The organism is Streptomyces sp. NPDC006207 (genome assembly GCF_040613835.1).
Lineage (GTDB): Bacteria > Actinomycetota > Actinomycetes > Streptomycetales > Streptomycetaceae > Actinacidiphila.
On sequence record NZ_JBEXSX010000021.1, the window covers coordinates 1 to 26216 of the forward strand.

23 protein-coding genes and 1 pseudogene are annotated in these 26216 nt (G+C 73.8%); 14 read left to right on the forward strand and 10 right to left on the reverse strand.

Features of this window, described 5'->3' with window-relative positions:
• Positions 1-2 precede the first annotated feature (2 nt).
• Both ABZ312_RS18520 and ABZ312_RS18525 read right to left on the reverse strand, forming a co-directional pair.
• Positions 3-95 (reverse strand): annotated as a pseudogene (locus ABZ312_RS18520) (D-aminoacyl-tRNA deacylase); the annotation flags it as partial.
• A 22-nt stretch (positions 96-117) separates the two neighbouring features.
• The gene (locus tag ABZ312_RS18525) at positions 118-381 is read right to left on the reverse strand and encodes a GlsB/YeaQ/YmgE family stress response membrane protein (RefSeq protein WP_500438209.1); all 264 of its coding nucleotides are present in this window, start codon (positions 379-381) and stop codon (positions 118-120) included.
• 169 nt (positions 382-550) lie between these two features.
• Here ABZ312_RS18525 and ABZ312_RS18530 point away from each other — a divergent pair, with 169 nt between their 5' ends.
• Entirely contained in the window at positions 551-1378 is an 828-nt protein-coding gene (locus ABZ312_RS18530; RefSeq protein WP_500438211.1) for a DUF1206 domain-containing protein, read from the forward strand.
• A gap of 30 nt (positions 1379-1408) precedes the next feature.
• Here the strand turns inward: ABZ312_RS18530 and ABZ312_RS18535 are convergent, their stop codons facing one another.
• The 3 genes from ABZ312_RS18535 to ABZ312_RS18545 all read right to left on the reverse strand — a co-directional run bounded on the left by ABZ312_RS18535 (position 1409) and on the right by ABZ312_RS18545 (position 3897).
• Positions 1409-1846, reverse strand: a complete 438-nt coding sequence (locus tag ABZ312_RS18535) for a response regulator (RefSeq protein ID WP_499517013.1) — start codon at positions 1844-1846, stop codon at positions 1409-1411.
• A 130-nt stretch (positions 1847-1976) separates the two neighbouring features.
• Complete coding sequence (locus ABZ312_RS18540; protein ID WP_500326469.1) at positions 1977-3194, reverse strand: PP2C family protein-serine/threonine phosphatase; 1218 nt, start codon at positions 3192-3194, stop codon at positions 1977-1979.
• A 208-nt stretch (positions 3195-3402) separates the two neighbouring features.
• On the reverse strand, positions 3403-3897 hold the full coding sequence (locus ABZ312_RS18545) for a MarR family winged helix-turn-helix transcriptional regulator (protein ID WP_500326470.1): 495 nt from the start codon (positions 3895-3897) through the stop codon (positions 3403-3405).
• A gap of 136 nt (positions 3898-4033) precedes the next feature.
• Here ABZ312_RS18545 and ABZ312_RS18550 point away from each other — a divergent pair, with 136 nt between their 5' ends.
• The 3 genes from ABZ312_RS18550 to ABZ312_RS18560 all read left to right on the forward strand — a co-directional run bounded on the left by ABZ312_RS18550 (position 4034) and on the right by ABZ312_RS18560 (position 8006).
• A complete protein-coding gene (locus tag ABZ312_RS18550; protein WP_500326472.1) occupies positions 4034-5191 on the forward strand; it encodes a PP2C family protein-serine/threonine phosphatase in 1158 nt (385 codons plus the stop codon).
• Positions 5192-5421: 230 nt separating this feature from the next.
• Positions 5422-7008 carry a PP2C family protein-serine/threonine phosphatase gene (locus tag ABZ312_RS18555; RefSeq protein ID WP_500326474.1) on the forward strand — a complete coding sequence of 529 codons (1587 nt, stop codon included), beginning with the start codon at positions 5422-5424 and terminating at the stop codon, positions 7006-7008.
• A gap of 221 nt (positions 7009-7229) precedes the next feature.
• A complete protein-coding gene (locus ABZ312_RS18560) occupies positions 7230-8006 on the forward strand; it encodes a MerR family transcriptional regulator (protein WP_499515605.1) in 777 nt (258 codons plus the stop codon).
• 53 nt (positions 8007-8059) lie between these two features.
• On the opposite strand, the gene ABZ312_RS18565 is transcribed toward ABZ312_RS18560, so the two are convergent.
• The 4 genes from ABZ312_RS18565 to ABZ312_RS18580 all read right to left on the reverse strand — a co-directional run bounded on the left by ABZ312_RS18565 (position 8060) and on the right by ABZ312_RS18580 (position 13950).
• The gene (locus tag ABZ312_RS18565) at positions 8060-10243 is read right to left on the reverse strand and encodes a 3-hydroxyacyl-CoA dehydrogenase NAD-binding domain-containing protein (protein WP_500359170.1); all 2184 of its coding nucleotides are present in this window, start codon (positions 10241-10243) and stop codon (positions 8060-8062) included.
• Positions 10244-10280: 37 nt separating this feature from the next.
• A complete protein-coding gene (locus ABZ312_RS18570) occupies positions 10281-11495 on the reverse strand; it encodes an acetyl-CoA C-acetyltransferase (protein ID WP_500326479.1) in 1215 nt (404 codons plus the stop codon).
• 82 nt (positions 11496-11577) lie between these two features.
• A complete protein-coding gene (locus tag ABZ312_RS18575) occupies positions 11578-12720 on the reverse strand; it encodes an acyl-CoA dehydrogenase family protein (protein ID WP_500326480.1) in 1143 nt (380 codons plus the stop codon).
• 30 nt (positions 12721-12750) lie between these two features.
• Positions 12751-13950 carry a CaiB/BaiF CoA transferase family protein gene (locus tag ABZ312_RS18580; RefSeq protein ID WP_500326482.1) on the reverse strand — a complete coding sequence of 400 codons (1200 nt, stop codon included), beginning with the start codon at positions 13948-13950 and terminating at the stop codon, positions 12751-12753.
• A gap of 140 nt (positions 13951-14090) precedes the next feature.
• On the opposite strand from ABZ312_RS18580, the gene ABZ312_RS18585 reads away from it, so the two are divergent.
• The 5 genes from ABZ312_RS18585 (at position 14091) to tgmB (ending at position 18759) form a co-directional block, all read left to right on the forward strand.
• A complete protein-coding gene (locus tag ABZ312_RS18585) occupies positions 14091-14996 on the forward strand; it encodes an amidohydrolase family protein (RefSeq protein ID WP_500326484.1) in 906 nt (301 codons plus the stop codon).
• A complete protein-coding gene (locus ABZ312_RS18590) occupies positions 14993-15547 on the forward strand; it encodes a GNAT family N-acetyltransferase (RefSeq protein ID WP_500326485.1) in 555 nt (184 codons plus the stop codon). The genes ABZ312_RS18585 and ABZ312_RS18590 overlap by 4 nt, the downstream gene beginning before the upstream one ends.
• Positions 15548-15865: 318 nt before the next feature.
• Positions 15866-17353 (forward strand): cryptochrome/photolyase family protein, encoded by a 1488-nt coding sequence (locus ABZ312_RS18595; protein WP_500438213.1) that lies wholly within the window; start codon positions 15866-15868, stop codon positions 17351-17353.
• A gap of 243 nt (positions 17354-17596) precedes the next feature.
• Positions 17597-17788, forward strand: coding sequence for a putative ATP-grasp-modified RiPP (gene tgmA / locus ABZ312_RS18600; protein ID WP_018562451.1), 192 nt, complete (start codon positions 17597-17599; stop codon positions 17786-17788).
• Positions 17789-17802: 14 nt separating this feature from the next.
• Positions 17803-18759, forward strand: a complete 957-nt coding sequence (tgmB, locus tag ABZ312_RS18605) for an ATP-grasp ribosomal peptide maturase (RefSeq protein WP_500360093.1) — start codon at positions 17803-17805, stop codon at positions 18757-18759.
• Here the strand turns inward: tgmB and ABZ312_RS18610 are convergent.
• Complete coding sequence (locus ABZ312_RS18610; RefSeq protein ID WP_500438215.1) at positions 18726-19946, reverse strand: saccharopine dehydrogenase family protein; 1221 nt, start codon at positions 19944-19946, stop codon at positions 18726-18728. The genes tgmB and ABZ312_RS18610 overlap by 34 nt on opposite strands.
• Before the next feature lie 116 nt (positions 19947-20062).
• Here ABZ312_RS18610 and ABZ312_RS18615 point away from each other — a divergent pair, with 116 nt between their 5' ends.
• From ABZ312_RS18615 to ABZ312_RS18635, 5 genes are all read left to right on the forward strand, one after another.
• The gene (locus tag ABZ312_RS18615; protein WP_500326492.1) at positions 20063-20773 is read left to right on the forward strand and encodes a TetR/AcrR family transcriptional regulator; all 711 of its coding nucleotides are present in this window, start codon (positions 20063-20065) and stop codon (positions 20771-20773) included.
• A 202-nt stretch (positions 20774-20975) separates the two neighbouring features.
• On the forward strand, positions 20976-21770 hold the full coding sequence (locus ABZ312_RS18620; RefSeq protein WP_500438217.1) for a DUF3152 domain-containing protein: 795 nt from the start codon (positions 20976-20978) through the stop codon (positions 21768-21770).
• A 111-nt stretch (positions 21771-21881) separates the two neighbouring features.
• Positions 21882-23036, forward strand: a complete 1155-nt coding sequence (locus tag ABZ312_RS18625; protein ID WP_500438219.1) for a spore photoproduct lyase family protein — start codon at positions 21882-21884, stop codon at positions 23034-23036.
• A gap of 136 nt (positions 23037-23172) precedes the next feature.
• The gene (locus tag ABZ312_RS18630) at positions 23173-23796 is read left to right on the forward strand and encodes a TetR/AcrR family transcriptional regulator (protein WP_500438221.1); all 624 of its coding nucleotides are present in this window, start codon (positions 23173-23175) and stop codon (positions 23794-23796) included.
• Between the two features lie 49 nt (positions 23797-23845).
• Positions 23846-26092, forward strand: a complete 2247-nt coding sequence (locus tag ABZ312_RS18635) for an MMPL family transporter (protein ID WP_500438223.1) — start codon at positions 23846-23848, stop codon at positions 26090-26092.
• The last annotated feature ends 124 nt before the right edge of the window (positions 26093-26216 follow it).

The window sequence follows — 26216 nt, forward strand, 5'->3', positions numbered from 1 at the left end:
CCTCACATCTCCAGCACGACCGTGAACGGGCCGTCGTTCGTGAGCGAGACCTTCATCTCCGCTCCGAAGCGGCCCGTCTCCACGTGCGCACCCAGAGGGGCGGCCGGACCGCGGTGCTCACCGCCGCGCCTTGCTCCGCGACAGCAGGCTCACTCCGACGGCCGCGAGGCCGATCTGTATCAGCCACTCGACCCAGTCGACGCCGTCGGTGTCGGCGACGCCGAACCCCTGGGCGATCGCGCTGCCGATGAAGGCCGCCACGATGCCGACGACGATCGTCCACAGCACTCCGATCGGCTGCCGCCCCGGCGCCACCAGACGCCCCAGCACACCGATGACCAGACCGATCACGATGGCACTGATGATGCTCGAGATCTCCATCTCCACCTCAACCCCAACCTCGTCCGGCCCCTGGCCGGAAGTGTGTTCGCACCACGCGGATACCCCCGGCCGGGCGCTCCACGCAGCCGCGCACCCCGGCGTCGCCGGGTGTGTTCCGCCCACGACGGGGCACCCGGTGGACCGGAGCACTTGGGGCAGGGAGGCCGGTGTGGGCACGACGGTGGGTACGGGCGCGGTACGGCCCGGGACGCAGGGGAAGAAGGCGATCCGCGCCGGGGCGCGGGCGGGCCTCGCGGCGCGCGGGGTCATCTACGCGCTGCTGGGCGTGCTGGCCCTGCAGGTGGCCTTCGACGGGTCCTCGGAACAGGCCGACCGGGGCGGCGCGGTCGCCCGGCTGGCGGCGCAGCCCTTCGGCGGGTTCCTGGTGTGGGCCCTGGCGGTGGGCTTCGCCGGGATGACGCTGTGGCGCTTGTCGGAGGCCGCGTTCGGCGCGGCGGGACCGGACGGGGACAAGGCCGGCAAGCGGCTGATGTCCGCGGCCCGCGCGGTCTTCTACGCCTTCGTGACGTACTCCGTGGTGACCTTCGCGGTGGGCGGCTCCTCCGCGGGCGGGTCGAGCGACGAGACCTCCAAGGACGCCACCGCACACGCCCTGGGCTGGCCCATGGGCCGCTGGCTGGTGGGGGCGGCGGGCCTGGTCCTGCTGGGAGCCGGGGTATGGATCGCGGTGCGGGCGCTGATGCGGAAGTTCCGCAAGCACCTGCGGACGGGCGCGATGTCGCCGCGGGTCCGCAAGGTGGTCGACTTCCTCGGGGTGGCCGGAGGGGCCAGCCGGGGCGTGGTGTTCGCCGCCGCGGGCTGCTTCGTCGTCGTCGCGGCGGTGCGCTTCGACCCGGACCGGGCGAAGGGGCTGGACGACACGCTGCGCACGTTCCGGGACACCCCCGCCGGGCCGTGGCTGCTGGCCGTGGTCGCGGTGGGCCTGGGGCTGTTCGGGGTGTTCTCCTGGGCGATGGCCCGCTGGCGGAGGGTCTGAGCGGCGCGGTCCGCAGGCGCCGGGCGCGGTTCAGCGGCCCGGGAGCTTGACCACCGTCACGAAGAAGTCGTCGATCTGCCGGACCACCTCGATGAACCGGTCGAAGTCCACCGGCTTGGTCACGTACGCGTTGGCGTGCAGCGCGTAGCTGCGCAGGATGTCCTCCTCGGCCTCGGAGGTGGTGAGGACGACGACCGGGATGGTGCACAGGTCGGCGTCGGCCTTGATCTCGGCGAGCACCTGACGGCCGTCGAAGCGGGGCAGGTTGAGGTCGAGGAGGATCAGGCCGGGGCGCGGTGCGCCGGCGTGGGCGCCGCGCCGGTTGAGGAAGTCCAGTGCCTCCTCGCCGTCCCGTACGACGTGCAGGACGTTGCGGACCTTGTTCTCCTGGAACGCCTCGCGGGTCATCAGCTCGTCGCCGGGGTCGTCCTCGACGAGCAGCACGATGATCGGTTCCGGTTCCTGCAGGTTCACGCGGATCCTTCCTGCGGTGCGGGTCCCCGCTCGGCGGCCGCCGGCAGGGTGAAGCGGATGCGGGTGCCCTCCGGGTGCCCGGGTCGAGCCGCATCCGGCCCGGCCGGCCGCGCGCGGGCGGCGGTCACGGCGAGGGGCTCCAGGTGAGGTGGACCACGGCCAGGTCGTCGTCCAGGCCGCCGTGGTCGGCGGCCAGGGCCTCGGCGCGCGCGATCAGGGTGTCGACGAACTCCGAGGCGGGCAGGGTGGCGTGCTGTCTGGCCAGTGCGAGCAGCCCCTCCTCACCGAGCCGGCCCTGATCGGTGCGGCCCTCGAACAGCCCGTCCGTGAAGAGCATCAGCGACTGGCCGGGTCGCAGTTCCAGGCGGCCCTCGGGCCACTCCCCCGCGCCGGGCACCACGCCCAGCGCGGGCCCGCGGGGCGGCTCGGTGTACTCGACGGTGCCCTCCGGGGTCAGGTTGAGCAGTCCGTGGTGGCCGGCCCGCCACACCCGGGCGGTACGGCGGTCGGGGGCGAGGGTGAGGATGGTGGCGGTGGCGAAGATCTCGGGGGCGGCGCGTTCGGCCACCAGCACCTGTTCCAGCAGGGCGAGTTGCCGGGCGCCTTCGACCCCGGTCAGGACCAGGGTGCGCCAGGCGATGCGCAGTCCGACGCCGAGCGCGGCCTCGTCGGGCCCGTGCCCGGAGACGTCCCCGATGAGGGTGTGGACGACGCCCTCGGTGGTCTCCACGACGTCGTAGAAGTCCCCGCCGAGCAGGGAGTCGGCCCGGCCGGGGCGGTAACGGGGCGTGACGGTGACGTCCTTGGTGCGCAGCATGGGCAGCGGGAGCAGTCCGCGCTCCAGGCGGGCGTTCTCCTGGGCCCGCATCTGGCTGGCCCGCAGGGCGAGCGCCGCGCGTTCGGCCTGCTTGCGTTCGACGGCGTAGCGCAGCGCGCGGCCGAGGAGTTCGCCCTCGACGCGCCCCTTGACCAGGTAGTCCTGCGCCCCGGCGGAGAGCGCGGCGAGGCCGGTCCGTTCCTCGGCGAGACCGGTCAGCACGACGACGGCGGCGCGGTCGGTGAGCGACAGCGCCCGGCCGAGGGCGTCGAGGCCCTGGCCGTCGGGCAGGTGCAGGTCGAGCAGGACGCAGTCGGCGGGGCGGGCGGCGAGTTCGGTGCCGGCCTCGGCCAGCGTGCGCACCCAGCGCAGTTCGACGGGCACCCCGCTGTCGGCGACCAGTTCCTCGACGAGCAGCGCGTCCCCCGCGTCGTCCTCGACGAGGAGGACGGACAGCCGGCTGCGCCGGCCGTCGCCCTGTCTGGGGATGACGCCCTCGGGGGGCGTCAGCGTGTTGCCTTCCACATCGTCTCCCCACCCCTGCGGTGCCCCAGGTGGGGCGATGGGATCGTACGCGACCGGCACCCTGGCCGGATGCCCTTTGGGACAGTGCCGATCATCTTCGATCATTGCCGTTTGGCAACAGTAGTCGAACACAACAATTGCACGGAGAGCGCCCCGCCTGCCAACGTCACCGGCGCCGGACGCACGGCGGGGAGCGCGGGCCGGACGGCTACGCGGTGTGGCTGCGGTCGCCGGGGAGCGGCCGTACAGCACCGAGCCCCGTCGCCTCGGCGGCGGAGCGGAACGCGGTCAGCCCCTCCAGCAGCGCGCGCCGGGCACGCTCGGGCATCGCCGCCACGACCGTCGCCAGTTCCTGCTCCCGGCGTTCCCGCAGCTGGGCGAGGAAGGCGGCACCGCGCGGCGTCAGCCACAGGCACACCTCCCGGCGCGAGGTGGGGCTGGTGTCCCGGGTGAGGTACCCCACCGCCTGCAGCCGGTCGCAGAGCCGGCTCACCGCGGGCGGCGCGGCGCCCAGGACGTCGCACAGCGTCCTCAGGTTGATCCCCTCGTTGCCCTCCAGCGCGAACAGCACGCGCAGTTGCGAGGGCGGTACGGGTGGGTCGCCCGCCTCCCGGCCGCGGCCCCACAGCACCTCCAGTGCCTCGACCACGGACGACGCCGCGGCCACGGCGGCGTCCCGCTGCGATCCGGCGGTTGCGGGCAAGGGCACCTCCTCACGGCGCGCCGCCCGCGGGGTACCGCGGGCGAGCGGGTAGACGAAGACAGGACAAGGCGCGCCGAACGGCGCGCCACCACGCTAACCGACCCGCCCCCGGACCAAGAAGGACCGTCGCACCCCGGTGAACCGACACGCCCCGCTCGCCGCCGAACGCGCCCTGCGCGCCGCGCCGCCGCACGCCCTGCCCGCCGCCCTGGCGGAGGTCCTCCGCACGCACTGCGCGGCCCGCTCCGTGGAGATCCTGCTCGCCGACTACGGCCTGGCGGTGCTCCAGCCGGTCTCCGCGCCCGAACCCGCTGAGGCCGCCGTACCCGTCGCGGGAACGCCCGAAGGCCGGTGCTTCGGCGCCCAGGAACCGTTCGCCGAGCCGGCGGGCGAGGACGGCGTGCGCCTCCACCTGCCGGTGAGCGTGCGCGGTGACCGGATCGGCGTGCTGAGGGTCGGCCTCCCCGGCGAACCCGCGCCGGAGGAGGTCCGGGACCTCGCGGAGATCGCGGAGGTCCTCGGCCACCACCTCCTCGTCGCCGACCGGGACACCGACCGCTACCTGCGCGCCCGCCGCCGGGAGCGGCTGACCCTCGCCGCGGAGGTGCAGTGGGAGCTGCTGCCCGGACGGGCGTGCGCCCGCCCCGAGTACGCCCTCGGCGCCCAGCTGGAGCCCGCGTACGACATCCACGGAGACAACTTCGACTGGTCGGCCTCCGCGCGGGACCTCACGCTGACCGTCACCAACGGCATGGGAGAGGGCATCGAGGCCGCCCTGCTGACCAGCCTCACCGTGAACGCACTGCGCAACGCCCGGCGTGCCGGCGTCCCCCTCGCCGACCAGGCGGCGCTCGCGGACCAGGCCGTCTACGCCCGCTACCGGGGCGAACGGTACGTTTCGGTCCTGCTGATGCGCTTCGACCTGGCGACCGGCGCGGCCGAGGTCGTCGAGGCCGGATCGCCGCGCGTGTACCGGCTGCGCGGCTCGGCGGTGGAGACGATCGGCTTCGAGGCGCAGTTCCCCCTGGGCATGTTCGAGGACACCCCGTACGTGCCGCAGCCGTTCGAGGTGCGCTCCGGCGACCGGCTCCTGGTGGTGAGCGACGGCGTGTACGCGACCGCCTCCCCGGGCGGCGAGACGTACGGCGAACGGGCCCTGGCCCGCGCGGCCCTGGCCACCCGGCTGCTTCCGGCCGCGGACGTCCCCGGGGCGATCCTGGCCGAACTGCCGGGTCACCGCGTCCTGCCGGAGGCAGAGGACGACGCGCTGATCGTATGCCTGGACTGGCGGTGAACCGCTGGGAGGAGCTTGCCCGGTGACGGGCGATGGGGAAGACTCTTGCCGAAGGGCAACTGTTTGCCCAGCCAACCTTCGTCCAGGTACGAGAGGGTGACCGGAGCGAGCCCGACGGTCCCAGACGGCCCCGGCCATGCTCCTACCGCATCGTGACGTCTCTCCCGCCTCCGCGCTCACCAGTGGCCCGAGAGCAGGGGTCAGGCACCTCCGCTCGGATCGGGCAACGGGTGCTGCGCGCGCTGATCGAGTCCCTGACCGAGACCGCCGTCGTGGTGTGCGACCGCGCCGGGGTGATCCGTGCCGTGAACGCCGTGGTCACCTCCTGGGCCCCGCACGCGGTGCCCGGCCGCCCGCTCGCCGCTACCGCGCCCGCGTGGCTGACGACGGCGGACGCCTCCGGGGCGTCCACCGCCCACGGCGGCGTGGGGAGCCGGCAGGTCACGGCACGCCGCGCCGACCTCCCGGGCGGGCACCACGCCTGGTACCTCACCGACGTGACGGACGCCCGCAGCGCCGACCGCGAACTACGGCTGGCCCAGGAACGGACGGCGTTCCTGGCCGAGGCGTCCGCCCGGCTGCTCTCCTCGCTCGACCCGCGCAAGTGCCTGGCCGCCACGGCCGAACTGGCCGCCTCGCGGCTCGCCGACGCCGCGGTGGTCGTCACCCCGCCCGACCGGCGGCTGCGGCTGACCCGGGCCGTCGCGGGCCGCCCCGGCGTGGAGGAGTGCGCACCGTCCGCCGATCCCGCCGAGGTGCCGGGGCTGGCGGAGGCGCTGGCCGGGTTCCCCCCGGTGCCGTCCCGCTGGATCGACCCCGCGCAGACCCCGGACTGGGTGGTCCCCGAGGACTTCGGCACCCCGGTGTCGCTGCTGGTGACCCCGCTGCCGGGCAACGGGGTCCCGGCGGGGGCGCTCATCCTGATGCGGCGCCTCGGCGGGCCGTTCACGGTCGAGGAGGAGACCTTCGCCCGGGTCTTCGCCGCCCGGGCCGGCGCCGCGATCTGCGCCTGCGTCCTCTACACCGAGCAGGCGCGCAGCGCCGCCCTGCTCCAGGAGGACCTGCTGCCGCCGCGGCTGAAGCCCCTCAGGGGCACCGAGGTCGCGGGCTCCTACCGGCCGGCCCGCGAGGCGCTGCGCATCGGCGGGGACTTCTACGACGCCTACCCGGCGCTGGACTCCGACGGCGAGAGCACCGTGGTCCTGGGGGACGTGTGCGGCAAGGGCCTGGAGGCCGCCGTCCTCACCGGCAAGATCCGCAACACCCTCAGTGCCCTGCGCCTGGTCGAGACCGACCACGTGCGGCTGCTGACGCTGCTCAACGACGCGCTCCTCAACACCGCGCACACGCGGTTCGCGACCATGGTGCTGGCGGGTGTCACCCCGCTCGGCCACGGCCAGGTGCGGCTGCGGCTCACCGCGGGCGGCCACCCGGCCCCGCTCATCCTGCGGGCCTCCGGCGAGGTGGAGGAGGCCGACACGACCGGCACGCTGATCGGCGCGGTGCCCGACGTACGGGCGACGACCTTCACCACGGTGCTGCAGCCCGGGGAGAGCTGCCTGCTCTACTCGGACGGCGTCACCGAGGCCCGCGGCGGGGTGACGGGCCGTGAGTTCTTCGGCTCGGAGCGCCTGAAGACGACCATGGCCGGGTGTGTCGGCATGCCCGTGGAGGCCCTGGTCGAGCACGTGGAGATGCGCACCACCGAATGGCTCGCCGACCGCCCCCACGACGACATCGCGCTGGTCGGCATGGCCGCCCCGCGCGGCACCGATGGCGACGCGGACCCCGGCTCCCGCCGCCCCGCGGGGTCCTGAGTCCCGCGCGACCAGCGCCGCCGGCCGGATGCTGCACCCGCCGATGGCCGCGGTGGTCCCGGGCGTTCACCGACGGTCGGATCCCTCGACGGGCGCGGCATGCCGTGTGCGGCGGCCCTCCCGGGCCCGCCGCGGACGCCGGCGCGGCCCCGGCTGCGCACCGTGACCGGTCATACTGGTGTCATGACCAGCGCGGCGAGGCAGAGAGCGAGATCCGGCGCATGACGCAGTCCCCCGCCCGGCAGACCGCGCCGGCGGCCGAGGAGCCGCGCCTGACGGTGGACGAGCTCGCGGCACGGTCCGGTACGACGGTCCGCACGATCCGCTTCTACAGCGCCAAGGGCCTGCTGCCGCCGCCGGAACTGGGCACCCGGCGCGTCGGTCTGTACGGGCCGGACCACCTCGCCCGTCTGGCGCTGATCGAGGAACTGCAGCGGCAGGGGCTGACGCTGGCCGCGATCGGCCGCTACCTGGACCAACTGCCGGCCGACATCACCCCCGAGGACCTCGCACTGCACCGGGCGCTGGTGGCGACATGGATGCCGGACGCAGCGGAGGAGCTGGCCCGCGACAGGCTGGAGCAGCGGGCGGGGCGGCCGCTGAGCGGCCATGACCTGGACCGGCTCGCGGCCATGGGCGTCCTGCACCCCACCGGGGACCCCGGTGTGCTGCTGGTGAACCCGGCCCTGCTGCACCTGGGCGTGCGCCTGCTGGACGTGCCGATCCCGCTGGAGACGCTGCTCGCCACCCGGGAGATCGTGCTCAAGCACGCCCGCGCGGTCGCCCACGAGCTGCACCGGCTCTTCCAGCAGGAGGTGTGGCAGCCGTACGTGGCCGGACGCCCGGCGCCGGAGGAGCGGGCCCGGATGCGCAGGCTCACCGACGACCTGCAGCCGATGGTCGTCCAGGCCCTGGTCACCGCCTTCCAGCGGTCGCTCGCCGAGGAACTGCGGGCCACGGCCGCCGGGCTCGGCGACCGGGGGCGCGGAGAGGACTGAGACGACGGTGCCGCGGTCCCCCGGGTGCGGGGGCCGCGGCACCGTCGTACGGGTCAGCCGTCGGTGAAGGTCTCGCCCCGCCCGGCCTTGCGCACCAGCAGCTCCGGCGCCGCGAAGCGCTCGCCGTAGGCGGCCCTCAACTCCTCGGCGCGGGCGAGGAAGCCGGCCGGGCCACCGGGGTAGCCGTTGACGTACTGCAGGACGCCACCGGTCCAGGCGGGGAAGCCGATGCCCAGGATGGAGCCGATGTTGGCGTCGGCGACGGAGGTGAGGACGCCCTCCTCCAGGCAGCGGACGGTGTCCAGCGCCTCGGCGAAGAGCATGCGCTCCTTGAGGTCCTCGAAGGGGACGGCCGCCGCCTCCGGTTTGGTGAAGTGCTCGCGCAGTCCGGGCCACAGGCCCGCCCGCCTGCCGTCCGCGTAGTCGTAGAAGCCGGCGCCCCCGCTGCGCCCGGGGCGGCCGAACTCCTCGACCATGCGGTCGATGACGGCGTCGGCCGGGTGCGGCTGCCAGGTGCCGCCGGCCTCCTCCACCGCGCGCCGTGACTCCTCGCGGATCTTGCGGGGCAGCGTGAGCGTCAGCTCGTCCATCAGGGACAGCACCTTGGCCGGGTAGCCCGCCTGGGCGGCGGCCTGCTCCACGGTCGCGGGGTCGACGCCCTCGCCGACCATGGCGACGCCCTCGTTGATGAAGTGCCCGATGACGCGCGAGGTGAAGAAGCCGCGCGAGTCGTTGACGACGATCGGGGTCTTGCGGATCTGCCGGACCAGGTCGAAGGCCCGGGCGACGGCCTCGTCGCCGGAGCGGGCGCCCTTGATGATCTCGACCAGCGGCATCTTGTCGACCGGCGAGAAGAAGTGCAGGCCGATGAAGTCCCCGCGGCGCTGCACGCCCTCGGCGAGCAGCGTGATGGGCAGGGTGGAGGTGTTGGAGCACAGCAGTGCGTCGGGGGCGACCACGCCCTCGATCTCCTGGAAGACCTTGTGCTTCAGGGCCGGGTCCTCGAAGACCGCCTCGATCACGGCGTCGCAGCCCGCCAGGTCCTGCGGGTCTGCGGTGGGGTGGATCCGGGCGAGCAGCTCGTCCCGCTTCTCCTGGGTGGTGCGGCCCCTGGCCAGGGCCTTGTCGAGCAGTCCCGCGGAGTACGCCTTGCCGCGCTCGGCGGCCTCGGCGGTGACGTCCTTCAGGACGACCTCGATGCCCGCCTTGGCGCAGGAGTAGGCGATGCCCGCGCCCATCATGCCGGCGCCGAGCACGGCCACCTTGGTGACCTTCCGGGCCGGGACGTCCTTGGGGCGGCTGGCACCGGAGTTGACGGCCTGCATGTCGAAGAAGAAGGCCTGGATCATGTTCTTCGCGACCTGGCCGGTCACCAGCTCGGTGAAGTAACGGGCCTCGATCGTGAAGGCGGTGTCGATGTCGACCTGGGCGCCCTCGACGGCCGCGGCCAGGATGTTGCGCTGCGCCGGGTAGGGGGCGCCGGCGAGCTGCTTCCTCAGGTTGGCCGGGAAGGCGGGCAGGTTGGCCGCGAACGCGGGGGTGCTGGGGGTGCCGCCGGGGATGCGGTAGCCCTTGGCGTCCCACGGCTGCGCGGACGCGGGGTGGGCGTCGATGAAGGCGTGCGCCTTGGCGAGCATGTCGTCGTGGTCCGTGGCGACCTCGTGCACCAGCCCGTTCTCCAGCGCGCGCCGCGGGTCGTACTGGTTGCCCTGCAGCAGCACCTTCAGCAGCGCGTCGGTGATGCCCAGCAGCCGCACCGTGCGGACCACCCCGCCGCCGCCGGGGAGTAGGCCGAGGGTCGCCTCGGGCAGGCCGATCTTCGATCCGCGGGCGTCGAGCGCGACGCGGTGGTGGCAGGCCAGCGCGATCTCGTAACCGCCGCCGAGGGCCGCGCCGTTGACGGCGGCGACCACGGGCTTGCCGAGGGTCTCGATGCGGCGCAGGTCGCGCTTGATGCCCATGCCGGCCTCGAAGATCTGCGGGGCGTCCTCGGGACCCGCCTTGATCATGTCCTTGAGGTCGCCGCCGGCGAAGAAGGTCTTCTTGGCGGAGGTGACGATGACGCCGCGGACCGAGTCGCGTTCCGCCTCCAGGCGGTCGGCGACGGCCCGCAGGGACTCCCTGAAGGCCTGGTTCATGGTGTTGGCGGACTGGTTCGGGTCGTCGAGGACGAGGGTGACGACCCCGGTCCCGTCCTGTTCCCAGCGGATGGTGGTGTTCGTCGGAAGAGCGGTCATGTTCGGTCGGCTCCGTTGCGGGGTGCGGGACAGGAGGTCAGAGACGCTCGACGACGGTGGCGATGCCCATGCCGCCGCCGACGCACAGCGTGGCGAGTCCGTACCGCTGGTCGCGGCGCTCCAGTTCGTCGATCAGGGTGCCCAGGATCATGGCGCCGGTGGCGCCGAGCGGGTGGCCGAGCGCGATGGCGCCGCCGTTGACGTTGACCTTGTCGTGGCTCAGGCCCATCTCGCGCATGAAGCGCAGGACGACGGCGGCGAAGGCCTCGTTGATCTCGACGAGGTCGATGTCGTCGACGGTCAGCCCGGCCTTGGCGAGCGCCTTGCGGCAGGCGGGGGCGGGGCCGGTGAGCATGATGGTGGGGTCGGAGCCGGAGACCGCGGCGGAGACGATGCGGGCGCGCGGGGCCAGGCCGAAGCGCTCGCCCGTCTCGCGGTTGCCGATGGCGACCAGGGCGGCGCCGTCCACGATGCCGGAGGAGTTGCCCGCGTGGTGGACGTGGTCGATCTTCTCGACCCAGTGGTACTTCTGCAGCGCGACGGCGTCGAACCCGCCGGCCTCGCCGATCGTGGCGAAGGAGGGCTTCAGCCCGGCCAGGCTCTCCGCGGTGGTGCCGGGCCGGATGTGCTCGTCGCGGTCGAGGACGACCAGGCCGTTGCGGTCGACGACGGGGACGACGGAGCGGTCGAAACGCCCCTCCTTCCAGGCCTCGACGGCGCGCGCCTGCGACTCGGCGGCGTAGGAGTCGACGTCGTGGCGGCTGAAGCCCTCGATGGTGGCGATGAGGTCGGCGCCGACGCCCTGGGGCACGAAGCCCGTGGTGTAGCTGGTCATGGGGTCCATGGCCCAGGCCCCGCCGTCGGAGCCCATGGGGACGCGGGACATCGACTCGACGCCGCCCGCGAGCACCAGGTCCTCCCAGCCGGAACGCACCTTGGCGGCGGCCATGTTGACGGCCTCCAGTCCGGAGGCGCAGAAGCGGTTCTCCTGAACGCCCGCCACGGTCTCGGGCAGCCCGGCGGCGATGGCGGCGGTCTTGGCGATGTCGGAGCCCTGGTCGCCGATCGGGGTCACGACGCCGAGCACGATGTCGTCGATCGCGGCCGGGTCGAGGCCCGGCAGGCGGCGGCGCAGTTCGTCGATGAGCCCGGTGACCAGGTCGATGGGCTTGGTGCCGTGCAGGGAGCCGTTGGCCTTTCCGCGCCCGCGCGGGGTGCGGATGGCCTCGTAGACGTAGGCGTCGGTGCTCAACGTCGGGTGCCTTTCGATGAGGGTGTCGGTGGGGATGCGGGTGGGGATGCCGGTGGGGGTGACGGGCGGGGATGGGGCCGGATCAGCCGAGCAGCGAACGGCCGATGATCTCCTTCATGATCTCCGTGGTGCCGCCGTAGATGGTCTGGATGCGTCCGTCGGTGAAGGCCTTGGCGATCGGGAACTCGCTCATGTAGCCGTAGCCGCCGTGCAGTTGCAGACAGCGGTCGGTGACCCGCTTCTGCAGTTCCGTCGCCCACCATTTGGCCATCGACGCGTGCACCGCGTCGAGGCGGCCCGCCGCGTGCTCGCCGATGCAGCGGTCGACGAAGGTGCGCGTGACGGCGCATTCGGTGGCCATCTCGGCGATCTCGAACCGTATGTGCTGGAGCCGGGCGAGCGGCCGGCCGAAGGCCTCGCGCTCCTTGACGTAGGTGGTGGTGAGGTCCAGCAGGTGCTCGGCGGCGGCCGCCGCGGCGACGGCGATCGTGAGCCGCTCCTGGGCGAGGTTGGCCATCAGGTGGAAGAAGGCCTGGTTCTCGGTGCCGAGCAGGTTCTCCTTGGGCACCCGTACGTCGTGGAAGAAGAGCTCGGCGGTGTCCTGGGCCTTCTGGCCGATCTTGTCCAGGTTGCGGCCGCGTTCGAAGCCGGGCATGCCGCGCTCCACGACGAGGAGGCTCAGCCCGCGCGCACCGCCTTCGGGGGTGGTGCGCGCGACGACCACGACGAGGTCGGCGAGGATCCCGTTGGAGATGAAGGTCTTGGAGCCGTTGAGGACGTAGGCGTCGCCCGCGTCGGTGGCGGTGGTGCGGATGCCCTGCAGGTCGGAGCCCGCACCGGGCTCGGTCATGGCGATGGCCGTGATGGTCTCGCCGCTGCAGAAGCCGGGCAGCCAGCGCCGTTTCTGCTCCTCGGTGGCCAGTCCGGTCAGGTACGGGCCGATGACGTCGTTGTGCAGGCCGAGGGCGAGCCCGTGTGCCCCGGCGCGGGCGAACTCCTCCGCCAGCACGACCGCGTAGCGGAAGTCGTCGCTGCCCCCGCCGCCGTACTCCTCGGGGACGGCCGGGCCGAGCAGGCCCTGGCGGCCGGCGGCGAGCCAGGCCTCGCGGTCGACGATGCCGGCCTTCTCCCAGCGCTCGTGGTGCGGCAGCACCTCCTTGGCGAGGAAGGTCCGCACGGTCTCCCGGAACGCCTCGTGCTCGGCCGTGAAGAGGTCGCGCTGCATGCTTGTGCCTGCCTTCCGCCGGTGGCCCGGCTACGGGAGCCGGTCCCCGGCCTGCTCGACGAGGGTGGTGCTGGGCGGCGCGGCCCCTGGGGCGGGCGCCGGCAGGTCCCAGTCGCGGGCGACCTCGGCCGTGTGCGCGCCGGGCATCGCGGGCGGCCGGCGCAGCACGCCGGGGGTGGCGGAGAAGCGCGGGGCGGGAGCGGGCTGGGTGGTGCCGCCGGCGTCGGCGAAGGTGCCGCGGGCGGCCAGGTGGGGGTGGGCCGCGGCCTCCGCCAGCGACAGCACCGGCGCCGTGCAGGCGTCGCTGTCCTCGAAGACCTCCGTCCACTCCTGGCGGGTACGGGACTTGAAGCGGGCCGCGATCACGGCGCGCAGCTCGTCCCAGCGTCCGAGGTCGCCCCGGTCCGGCGCGTCCTGGGGGAGGTCGAGCAGCCGGGCGAACTCCGCGTAGAAGGCGGGTTCCAGGGCGCCGACGGCCATCCAGCCGCCGTCGGCGGTCTCGTAGACGGCGTAGTAGGGGCAGCCGCCGTCCAGCAGGTTGGCGCCGCGCCGGTCCTGCCAGCCGCCGGCGGCGACCATGCCGCGGATCATCGCGCCGAGGTGGGCGACGCCGTCGACGATGGCCGCGTCGACGACCTGTCCGGTGCCGGTGGCGCGGGCGTGGTGCAGGGCCGCGAGGACGCCGGTGACGAGGTAGAGGGAGCCGCCCGCGTAGTCGCCGAGCAGGTTGGCCGGGATGGCGGGCGGTCCGTCGCCGGAGCCGATCATCCCGAGGGCCCCGGCGACGGCGATGTAGCCGATGTCGTGCCCGGCGCGCGGGGCGAGCGGCCCGTCCTGGCCCCAGCCGGTCATCCGGCCGTAGACGAGGCGGGGGTTGCGGGCGTGGCAGTCGGCGGGACCGACGCCGAGGCGTTCGGCGACGCCGGGGCGGTTGCCCTCCAGCAGGATGTCGGCGCGGGCGGCGAGGTCCAGGACCAGCCGGGCGCCCTCCTCGCTCTTGAGGTCGGCGACCACGGAGCGTTTGTTGCGGTTGGTGACGTCGTGCGCCGGGTCGATGCCGAGCCGTGAGCCACCGGGCCGGTCGACGCGGACGACGTCGGCGCCGAGGTCGCCGAGCAGCATGGCGGCGAACGGGGCCGGCCCGATGCCGGCCAGCTCCACCACGCGCACACCGGCGAGCGGCCCGCCGGCGGAGGCCGCTTCCCCGGGTCGCGTTCCCGCCTCGGTCATCGGGGGCCTCCGGCTTCGCAACGAGCATGACAGTATTGCTGTAACACTGGCGATGCTATGGATGCGCGATGCCGTTGACAAGGGCGGCAGCCCCGGCGGGCCGCGGTTCGTGTGAGGATCACCGCCATGGAGGAGGCACAGTGGCACAGGTGACGGACGTGGCGCCGCCGGACGACGCCGTACGGGTGAGGGAGCTCTGGCAGGGCCTGGGCCTGCCGGGGATCGTGGACGTGCACACGCACTTCATGCCGGACCGCGTGCTGGCCAAGGTCTGGGCGTACTTCGACTCCGCCGGCCCGCTCACGGGCCGGCCGTGGCCCATCGCGTACCGCACCGACGAGGACGCGCGGGTGGCCACGCTCCGGGCGTTCGGGGTGCGCGCCTTCACCTCGATGCTCTACCCGCACAAGCCTGCGATGGCCGCCTGGCTGAACTCCTGGGCCGCCGGCTTCGCCGCCCGGACGCCCGACTGCCTGCACACGGCGACCTTCTTCCCGGAGCCGCAGGCGCCGGGCTACGTCCGGCAGGCGCTGGAGGCGGGCGCCCGGGTCTTCAAGTGCCACGTCCAGGTCGGGGCCTTCGACCCCAACGACCCGCTGCTCGACCCCGTCTGGGGGCTGCTCGCGGACAGCGGCGTCCCCGTCGTCACCCACTGCGGGTCGGGCCCCGTCCCCGGCCGCCACACCGGTCCCGGCCCGATCGCGCGGCTGCTGGCCCGGCACCCCCGGCTGCGGCTGGTCGTCGCCCACATGGGGATGCCCGAGTACGGGGCGTTCCTGGACCTCGCCGGGCGGTACGAGGGCGTGCACCTGGACACGACGATGGCCTTCACGGACTTCAGCGAGGCCGCGGCGCCCTTCCCGCCCCCGGAGCGCAAGCGGCTGGCCGACCTCGGGGAGCGCGTCCTGTTCGGCAGCGACTTCCCCAACATCCCGTACGCGTACCCGCACGCCCTGGAGGCGCTGACGCGGCTGGAGCTGGGCGACGCGTGGACGCGGGGCGTCCTGCACGGCAACGCCGTCCGGCTGTTCGGGCTCGCCGGGTGACGCCGCCCCTGCGGCCCGGCGGCCCCGAAGCGCTCACCACGGCGCGGCTGGTCCTCGAACCGCTGCGGGTCGAGCACGCCGAGGAGATGGCCGCCGTGCTCGGCGACCCCCGGCTCCACGAGTTCACCGGTGGCGCTCCGTACGACGCACCGGGCCTGCGCGCCCGCTACGCCCGCCTGGTCGCCGGCTCCGGGGACCCGAGCGTGTCCTGGTGGAACTGGGTGGTCCGGCTCCGCGCGGACGACCGCCTCGCGGGCACCGTGCAGGCGACGGTGGCGTGGGACACGCCGGACGGCACGGTCGCGGAGGTCGCGTGGGTGGTCGGCACCCCCTGGCAGGGCCGGGGCATCGCCACCGAGGCGGCCGTCGCCCTCGTCACCTGGCTCGCCGTGCTCCCCGTGGACCGCGTCGTCGCCCACGTCCACCCCGGGCACCGGGCGTCCGGGGCGGTCGCCGCGGCGGCGGGCCTGGCCGCCACGTCCCTCGTCGTGGACGGCGAGACCCGCTGGCAGCGCGACGTCACCCCGCGATCCGACGCGACACGGGGCTGACCCACTCGGCGGGTGCTGCCGGGCCGCCGGGCCCGTGCGGCGGCCCGTGCGGCGCTCCGACGGAAGGGGGCGCGGCGCCGGGACGGCTGAGGCAGCAGGGTGGCGGTCACGGCCGTACCGCATGCAGGGCGCCCCAGGCGCCTCGGGCAGGCTCATCGGGAGCGGGCGAAGGGGCTCCCCGCTCACCGCAGTCCGGAACGACGACACCGGCGGGCGGCCACGGACGCCATTGCAGCCGTCGGCCGCCGGCGTGATGAAGGATGTCCCCGCCCGGAACATCCCGCTACGTCCCGCCGCACGCCACCGGAGGTACCCCGCATGGCGCCACGTCCGCACTGGCTCTTCGGCGACCAGCTGGGGCCGCACTTCCTCGACCCCGGCGTCCCCGTGGTGATGATCGAGGCGCGCTCGGCGTTCGCCCGACGCCGCTCGCACCGGGCCAAGGCCCATCTCCTGCTGTCCGCGATGCGGCACCGGGCGGCGGAACTCGGCGACCGCGTGCGCTACGTGCGGGCAGGGACCTACCGCGAGGGGCTGCGCGAGGCGGTCGGCGACGCAGGCGTGACCGTGTGCCGGCCGAGCTCCCGGGCCGCGCTGAGGCTGGTGGAGTCGCTGGACCGGGTCGAGGTGCTGCCGGACCGCGCGTTCCTGGTGCCGCGTGAGGACTTCGCCGGGTGGCTGGAGGGCCGCTCCGGCGGACGCCTGCTGCTGGAGGACTTCTACCGCTGGGTGCGCCGCTCCCACGACCTGCTGATGGACGGCGGCGAACCGGCCGGCGGGCGCTGGAACCTGGACCACGACAACCGGGAGCCGCCGCCGCGCGACCGGGACGACCTCGGGGTGCCGCCGCCCTGGCGGCCGCACGAGGACGAGATCGACGAGGAGGTCCGGCGCGACCTGGACCGCTGGGAGCGCGAGGGCCGGGTCCGCTTCGTGGGACGCGACGGCCCCCGCATGTTCCCCGCGACCCGGCGCGAGGCCCTGTCGGCGCTCCGCGCCTTCGTCGCGCACCGGCTGCCGGAGTTCGGGCGGTACGAGGACGCCATGCTCGCCGGGGACCCGGTGATGAGCCACAGCCTGCTCTCCGCCCCCCTGAACCTGGGGCTGTTGCACCCCGCCGAGTGCGTCGAGCGGGCGGAGCGCGCCCTGCGGTCCGGTGAGGCGCCGCTGAACAGCGTGGAGGGCTTCGTCCGGCAGGTCGCCGGATGGCGCGAGTACGTACAGCAGTTGTACTGGCACTTCGGCGCCGGCTACCGGCACCGCAACGAACTGCGCCACCACACGCGGCTGCCGCGCTGGTTCCTGGAACTGGACGCGGAAGCGGTGCGGGCGCGCTGCCTGTCGACGGTGCTGGCCCAGGTCCGTGACACGGGGTGGACCCACCACATCCCCCGGCTGATGGTGCTGGGCAGTCACGCCCTCCAACACGGCTGGGACCCGGCGGAGTTGACGGACTGGTTCCACCGCTGCTTCGTCGACGGCCACGACTGGGTGATGGCGCCGAACGTGGTCGGGATGTCCCAGTACGCGGACGGCGGGCTGATGACGACCAAGCCGTACACCTCGGCGGGCGCCTACATCCACCGCATGAGCGACCTGTGCGACGGCTGCGCCTACCGGCCCGCCGAACGGACGGGCGAGCGCGCCTGCCCGTACACGACCGGCTACTGGTCCTTCGTGCACCGGCACCGGGACCTGCTCGCCGCCAACCACCGTACGGCGAGGGCGGTTCGGGGGCTGGAGCGGCTGGGGAACCTGCCCGAGGTACTGGCCCTGGAGGAGGAGCGCGGACAACGAACTCCGTGACGGTGCGCAACCTCCGCCGTGCAGGGGGTACGCGAACACCGGTGCCCCTTGGCGATACCTACGAAAGAGAGTCACTTCGTCACTCTGCGTAGCGAACTCAATGCACTTCAGGCACGTATAGTTACCTGCGTCACACCAGTAACAGGGAACGGTTCGGGGGCCCACGTGAGTCTCATACGTAGGGCCGCAGTTGGGCACTGGAGCTGGTTGCTGCCCGACGCGCAGGAGTAGTGAGGAGAAGCCATGCGACCGTTCGCGCTGATTCATGCCCGGCCGGCCACACCCGAAACATTCGTAGCGCCGTACACCTACGATTCCGCCCTGCAGCTGAACGTGCTCCCCGACGGACGCCCCGTCATCACCGACCGCGCGCTGCTGCTCGCCACGGCCGCCACCGTCTCCACCGCAGGCTCCAAGACGCACTTCGACGACTGAGCACCCCGAACCCGATGACCGTCCTGATCCTCACCTCCCCCGAGGACGTGACAGCCGACCTGGTGGTGGCCGCGCTGCACGACCGCGGGACGCCGGTGGTCCGCCTGGACCCTGCGGACCTGCCCGGCGAGGTGTCCATGTCCGCCGAGTACGTACGCGGTGACGTACGCGGGTACCTGTCGGTCCAGGAGCGCATGGTGAGCATGGACAGCGTGCGCTCGATCTGGATCCGAAGACCCGGCACACCCGGCGCGGGCGCGGCGGAGCAGTCCGCGTGGCTGACCGCCGAGGCCGGCGGAGCACTGTACGGGGCGCTGCGCTGCGTGCGGGCCCGGTGGATGAACCACCCGGGCGCCGCGGCGCAGGCCCGTTACAAGCCGTGGCAGTTGTTCACCGCGCACCACTGCGGGTTCGCGGTCCCCGCCACGCTCATCACCACCTTCCCGCAGGCGGCACGGGAGTTCGCCGAGCAGCATCCGCAGCTGGTGGTCAAGTCGGTCTCCGGCACGCATCCGGGCGATCCGCCGATGGCGCTGCCGACCACGCTGGTCGCCCCGGACGCCGACTTCTCCGCGGTGGCCGCCGGCCCGACGCTGCTGCAGCAGTACATACCCAAGGCCGCCGACATCCGGCTGACCTGCGTGGGGACGGGGCTGTTCGCGGCCCGCAAGAAGTCCGGCCCCGACCAGGTCGACGGCCGGTTCGGCAGCCCCGAGGACGCCGACTGGGAGCCCGTCGAGCCGCCGGCGCGCATCGTGCGCTCGGTGCGGGAGTACATGGCCGCGGCCGGACTCGCCTACGGCGCCTTCGACTTCGCCGAGGACACCGACGGGACCTGGTGGTTCCTGGAGTGCAACCAGGGCGGGCAGTTCGGCTTCGTCGAGCTGGCGACGGGGCAGCCCATCACCGCGGCCATCGCCGACTGGCTGGCCGGCTGTCAGGACTCCCGTACGCCCCACGGGACGCCGTAGGAGGTCAGCAGGTCGAGGAACGGACGCGGCGCGAAGGCCTCCGGGCCGAGGACCCCGCTGCCCGCCCAGGAGCCCGCGGCCATCAGTTCCAGGGCCACGACGGGGTTGACGGCCGTCTGCCAGACGACGGCCTGCGAGCCGTACTCGCGCATCGACCACTGGTTGTCGACGACGTGGTACAGGTACACCTCGCGCGCCCGGCCGTCCTTCGTCCCCTTGACCCACGTCCCGGCGCAGGTCTTGCCGTGCATGCGCTCGCCCAGCGTCGCCGGGTCCGGCAGGCAGGCGGCCACCACGTCCCGCGGGCTGACCCGGGCCGCTCCCAGGTCGCTGCCCACCGCGACGGGTTCGGTGCGGTCCAGGCCCAGCTGATGGAGGGTCCTGAGGGTGCCGATGAACTCCTCCCCCAGGCCGTACTTGAAGGTGACGCGCCCCGCGTCGACCCAGCGCGGCATCAGCAGCACCTCCTCGTGCTCGACGTTCACGCAGCTGACGGGGCCGATGCCCTCGGGGAAGACGAAGACCTCGGGCTCGCTGAAGGGCGGGGTCGTGAACCAGCCGCGTCCGGCCTCGTAGACCACCGGCGGGTTGAGGCACTCCTCGATGGTGGTCCAGATGCTGAACGACGGAGCGAAGTCGTAGCCGTCGATGGTGAGGTTCGCGCCGTCGCGCACCCCGATCTCCTCGATCGCGTCGAACAGCTCGTCGGCGGCGTAGCGGGCGAAGACGTCCGACAGGCCCGGCTCCACGCCCATCCCGACCAGGGCCAGCCGTCCGGCCCCCTCCCACTCGGCGGCCCGCTCGAACTGCTCGTCGCCGAGCTTGACCCCGCATTCCTGATGGGGGCGCTCGGGGTGGGGGCGGGACAGCGACATCGCCATGTCGAGGTAGTCGGCACCGGCGGCGAGGGCGGCACCGAACAGGGGCATCACGAAGCGCGGGTCGGTGGCGTTGAGCAGGACGTCGCAGCGCCGCTCGGCGAGCAGCGCGGTGACCGCGGCCTCGTCGGAGGCGTCGACGCGGGCGGCGGAGAACCGGCCCGTCCCGTCGTCCGCGGCCGCGACGGCGGCCTCGGCGCGGGCGAGGTCCCGGTCGGCGACGACCATGGCCTCGAAGAACGAGCGGCGGGCGGCGATCCGGGTGATGGCGGTGCCCACCCCGCCGGCTCCCACGAGCAGTACACGCATGGCTGACAAGTCTCCGTTTCCGAGGCGGAGGCGCCTCTGCCCAGGGATGAAACGCCGCCGCGCGACGTATGGTCAATGGCGTTGGCATAAGGCCGCAGGCGGGAAGGAGGGGCCGCGTGCCCAAGAAGGTCGTCCAGGAGGCGGCACGGCGGCGCCGCCGCCCCACCAGGAGCGGGGCCGTGCTCTCGCACCGGCTGATCGTCGACACCGCGCTGCGGATGCTGCGCGAGCACGGCTCCGCCGGGCTGACCGTGCGCCGGCTGGGCACCGCGCTCGGCGCCGACCCGAGCACGCTGTACCGCTACTTCCGCGGCATGGACGACCTCACCCTGGCCATCGCGGACGACCTGATGGGCCGGGCCGTGGAGGGCTGGCGGTCCACCGGCACCTGGCGCGCCGACCTGCGCGACCTGGGGCTGCGCATCCACACCGCGTACCTCGCCCATCCGCAGGCGGCGGTGCTCACCGCCAGCCGGGTCTCCGGCCGCGCCCACGAGACCGCTGCCGACGAGACCGTCCTGGGCATCCTGCGCACCGCCGGTTTCCCCGACCCCGCCGCGGTCGCGATCTACCAGGCCTTCATCGACCAGGCCCTGGCCTTCGCCGCGCTGGACGCGGCGACCCTGGCCCTCCCCGAGGCCGCCCGGTCCGCCGACCGGGACGTGTGGCGGGAGACGTACGCGCGCCTCCCGGCGCGGACCCACCCGCACATCGCGGCCACCGCCGGCCTGCTGGTCGACCGCATGAACCGCAGCGCCTACCCCACCGCCCTCGACATGCTCCTGGACAGCGCCGCGGCCCGGCTGACGGCGTCACGGGAAGCCTGAGGGCTCACCTGCCGTTCACCTCTCTGCGCATACTTGAAGGCCGGACCCGCCCGTGACCTGCGCGGGTCCGGGTTCGCCGGGGCGCCCGTCGAGCCCTCCGCCGGCGTCGCACTGCCCGCCCGGCATGACCGCACAACCGTGAGAGGAGCGTGAGCTCCGGCGCTCGCCGCCGGTTCGCACGCGGCCGTATGGAGTACGACGTATGAAGCACCGCCGGACGGACCGAGCCCCCGCGACGACGCCCCGGTGGCGGTTGTTGGTGCCGTGCCTCGCGGTCCTCGGGGTCTGCGCCGGCGCGCTGTGCGCGGTGCCCGCCCTACAGAACGCTCACGAGCGGGCGGTCCCCGCGGCCGGCCGGCACGGGCCGGCCGCCTCCGCCCTGCGGCCCTCGGCGCCCCCACGGACGCCGACGGCGACGCCGACCCTGACCCGGGTGCCGGAGCACGGCGACGGCAGGTTCACCAAGGCCCCCGGCAGCCGGCGGACCATCGGGCACGGCACCCCGCTGCTGTACGGCGTGGAGGTCGAGGACGGCACCGGGTTCTCCGCCGCCTCGGTCGCCGCGCAGGTCGACCGCATACTCGCCGACAAGCGCGGCTGGACGACGGCCGGCGCCGCCTTCCGGCGGGTCTCCGCGCCGCCGTACGACTTCCTCGTGCGGCTGGCCACCCCGGACACCACGGACGCCCTGTGCGCGAAGTACGGCCTGGACACCGGCGGCGAGGTCAACTGCAGCGGCGGCAAGGACGTCGTGGTCAACCTCAAGCGCTGGGTGCTGCTGAGCCCGTACTACAAGGGCCGTCCGGCCGAGTACCGCGCCCTGATCGTCAACCACGAGGTCGGCCACCGTCTCGGCCGCGGCCACCGCGGCTGCCCTGGTCCCGGGCGGCCCGCCCCGGCGATGATGCAGCAGATCAAGGGCCTGCACGGCTGCGTCGCCAACGCCTGGCCGTACGACCGGCACGGCGAGATGATCACCGGCCCCGCCGTCCCGTGACGGGCGACCGCGCCGCGCCCGGGCCGGGCCCCGCGGCCCGGCCGCCAGATGACCGCGACGCCGCACGCCGGCTCCCCGGGCGGCCCCGCCCGTCCGGGTAGGGTCGGGACGGTGCCACCGGAACCGGAGGGGCTCTTCCCGCTCGACGACGTCCTGCCCCCGCGGCACACGGCGGCGGGCGGCGCGTCCTTCCGCGACTCCCCCGCCGCCGCACGTCTGCTGGACGTCCGCACCGTCTACGCGGAGCCGGGGGCGGCCGCGTCCCCGCGGGGGCGGGAGATCCTCGCCCGCTTCCCGGACGCCGTCGTCGTCGAGGTGCCGTCGCACTGGCGGATCCCGGGCCTGCACGGCAACGAGGGCAACGCCGCGCGCTGGGTGCGGGTGAAGACGCGGACCCTGGTCCTCGGGGTGAAGAAGACGCTCACCGTCCGCCCCAACGGCCGCTCGGCCGACTGGATCGCGCCCGGCGCCTCCAACGGCTGTGCCATGGCCTGCGCCTACTGCTACGTCCCGCGCCGCAAGGGCTACGCCAACCCGGTCACCACCTTCACCAACATCGACCGCGTCATCGGCCGCATCGCGCGGCACGTCGCGGAGCAGGGCCGCAAGCCCGCGCCGAACCAGTGCGACCCGCGGGCGTGGGTGTACGACGTCGGCGAGAACGGCGACTGCTCGGTGGACGCCCTGATCAGCGACAACACCGCCGACCTCGTAGCGGCCTTCCGGCGGTGGCCCACGGCGAAGGCCTCCTTCGCGACCAAGTTCGTCAACCCCGACCTGCTGCGGCTCGACCCCCGGGGACGCACGAGGATCCGCTTCTCGCTGATGCCGCCCGAGGACTCCCGGCTGCTGGACATCCGCACCAGCCCGGTGGCCGAACGGATCGCCGCCGCGGGCGACTTCCTGGAGGCCGGGTACGAGGTGCACCTCAACCTGTCGCCGGTCGTCGTGCGTCCCGGCTGGCAGACCGCGTGGGCGGAGCTGTTCCGGCACCTGGACGACGTCCTTCCGGCGGCGGTGAAGGCCCAGGCCGCGGCCGAGGTGATCATGCTCACCCACAACGCCGGGCTGCACGAGGTCAACCTGGGCTGGCACCCCCGGGCCGAGGAACTGCTGTGGCGCCCCGCGCTGCAGGAGCCGAAGCACTCGCAGAACGGGGACCTGAACGTGCGCTACCGCGCCGCGGAGAAGGCCGCGTCCGTACGCCGGCTGCTGGCGCTCGCCGCGCAGCACGCGCCGTGGCTCCGCATCCGCTACGCCTTCTGAGGCTTCCTCCGGAAGTTCTGCGGGAGTTCCCGTCCACGACGTGACACAAGCCACGTACGAAACCGTTTCGTTTCGATGAGCTCCAACCCTATGCTCAGACGAGTACGAAACCGTTTCGTTTAGGAGGGAGAGGGCCATGCCGGCACCGGTCACCGCCCGCCGTGGCAGCCGCCTCACCCCGGAACGCGAGGCCGCGGTCTACACGAGCACCCTCGACCTGCTCCGCGAGGTCGGCTACGAGGCCCTGACCATGGACGCCGTCGCCGCTCGCTGCCACTGCAGCAAGGCCACCCTGTACCGCCAGTGGGGCGGCAAGGCCGAGTTGGTCGCCATGGCACTGCGGCACGAGAAGCCCGTCAGCGCCGGGGACCTCGACACCGGGAGCCTCCGCGGCGACCTGCGCGCCCTGCTGACCCTCGAGGACGACCGGCGGCTGGAGCGCGACTGCGCGCTCATGCGCGGTCTGGCCATGGCCCTGCACGCCCATCCCGACCTGCTGCACGCCCTGCGCGAGGTCATGGTCCAGCCGGAGCGCTCGGGCCTGGACACCCTGCTGCGGCGCGCCGTCGACCGCGGGGAGATCAGCGCGGACAACCCGGCGATCCCCTACCTCGTGCAGATGCTGCTGGGCGCCTTCGCCACCCGGCACGTGCTCGAGGGCGTCCCGCCCACCCAGAGGTACCTGCTGGCCTTCCTCGACGCGGTGATCCTGCCCGCGCTCGGCGTCCGCCCCGGACCCGTCCCCGCGCCCGCTCCCTGACGGCACCCCTCCTCCACCGACCCACGAACCCGACAGGGAGTACGCCCCCGTGGCCACATTCCTCCACCGAACCGGCCGGTTCGCCTTCCGGCGACGGCACTTCGTCGTCCTGATCTGGGTGGCGCTGCTCGCCCTCGCCGGTGTCGGCGCCGCCAACGCGCCCGCCGCGGGCAGCTCCTCCTTCTCCGTGCCCGGCACCGAGTCCCAGAAGGCCTTCGACCTGCTCGACCAGCGCTTCCCCGGCACCGGCTCCGACGGCGCGACCGCCCGCGTGGTCTTCAAGGCCCCCGTCGGCGGGAAGATGACGCAGAGCGCCAACAAGAAGGCCGTCCGGCAGGTCGTGGACGAGCTGCGGCAGGGCGCCGAGGTCGCCTCCGTCGACGACCCGTACACGGCCGGGGCCGTGAGCGAGGACCGGACCGTCGCCTACGTCCGCGTGGCGTACGAGGTCCCCGGCATGGAGCTGCGGGACTCCTCCCGCGAGGAACTGGAGACCGCCGCCGCGCACGCCCGCGACAAGGGGCTGACGGTGGAGATCGGCGGTGACGCGCTCCAGACGAGCCCGGAGACCGGGTCCACCGAGGTGATCGGCATCGCCGTCGCCGCCGTCGTCCTGGTGATCACCTTCGGTTCGCTGGTCTCCGCCGGGCTGCCCCTGGTCACGGCGCTGATCGGCGTCGGGATCGGCGTCAGCTCCATCACCGCGCTCGCCAGCGCCCTCGACCTGGGGTCCACCACCTCGATCCTGGCGATGATGATCGGCCTGGCCGTGGGCATCGACTACGCCCTGTTCATCGTGTCCCGCTTCCGTGCCGAGCTCGCCGAGGGGCGGCAGGGCGAGGAGGCGGCCGGCCGCGCCGTGGGCACCGCGGGGTCCGCCGTGGTCTTCGCCGGGCTGACCGTCGTGATCGCGCTGGTGGGGCTGTCGGTCGTCAACATCCCGATGCTGACGAAGATGGGCGTGGCCGCCGCCGGCACGGTCGTCATCGCCGTCCTCATCGCCCTCACCCTGGTGCCCGCCCTCATCGGCTTCGCCGGCCGGCGCGTCCGGCCGGCGGACGCCGGAGGCCTGTTCCGCCGCCGCGACGGGAACGCGCACCACGCCCACCGCAGGGCCCGCACGGAACGGCCCAACATGGGCACCCGCTGGGCCCGGTTCGTCATCCGGCGGCCCGTCGCCGTCCTGCTCGTCTGCGTCGCGGCGCTCGGCGCGGTGGCCGTGCCCGCCGCGTCGATCGAACTCGGCCTCGGCGACGACGGCTCCCAGCCCGTCTCGACGACCCAGCGCCGGGCGTACGACCTGCTGTCGGAGGGCTTCGGCCCCGGTTTCAACGGGCCGCTCGTCGTGGTCGCCGACGTCAAGGGCGCCGTCGACCCCCGGGGTGCGGTCCGGGAGGCCACCGCGGACATCAAGGGCCTCGACGACGTGGCGGCCGTGACCCCGGCGACGTTCAACAAGGCCGGGGACACCGCGATCATCAACGTGGTGCCCGCGTCCAAGCCGAGCAGCGCCGAGACCGAGGACCTGGTCAAGGCGATCCGTACCACGGGGGACGGGATCACCGAGCGCACCGGTGCCAAGGTCTCCGTCACCGGCACCACGGCGCTGAACATCGACACCTCGCAGAAGCTCACCGACGCGCTGCTGCCCTACCTGGCGCTCGTCGTCGGCCTCGCCTTCGTGCTGCTGATCGTCGTGTTCCGCTCGGTGCTCGTGCCGCTGAAGGCCGCCGTCGGCTTCCTGCTCTCGGTCGCCGCCGCCCTCGGCGCGGTCGTCGCGGTCTTCCAGTGGGGCTGGCTCGCCTCTCTCCTGGGCGTCGAGCAGACCGGCCCGATCATGTCGATGATGCCGATCTTCCTGGTGGGGGTGGTCTTCGGCCTCGCCATGGACTACGAGGTCTTCCTGGTCACCCGCATCCGCGAGGCCCACGTCCACGGCGAGCGGCCCGGTCAGGCCATCGTCACCGGGTTCCGGCACGGTGCCCGGGTGGTCACCGCCGCCGCGATCATCATGATCGCCGTCTTCGCCGGGTTCATCGGCTCCGGCGAGGCGATGATCAAGTCGATCGGGTTTGGTCTGGCGACCGCCGTCTTCTTCGACGCGTTCGTCGTCCGGATGGCCATCGTCCCCGCGGTGCTCGCGCTGCTGGGCCGCCGGGCCTGGTGGCTCCCGTCCTGGCTGGACCGGATCCTGCCGAACGTCGACGTCGAGGGCGAGGGGCTGCGCCCCGTGCCCGCCGCGGACGCGGCGGAACCGTCCGGTGCGGCGGGGGAACCTGAACCGGCCCGCGCCTGACCCGACGCCCCGACCCCGCGCCCTCCCGGCGCGTTCCCCCGGCCCCGCCGCGCCCCCGCGGCGGGGCCGGGGGCCTGGTGGGTAGCGTGGGACGCGGGCCCTGCGACCGCCGTAGGGCCGTGAA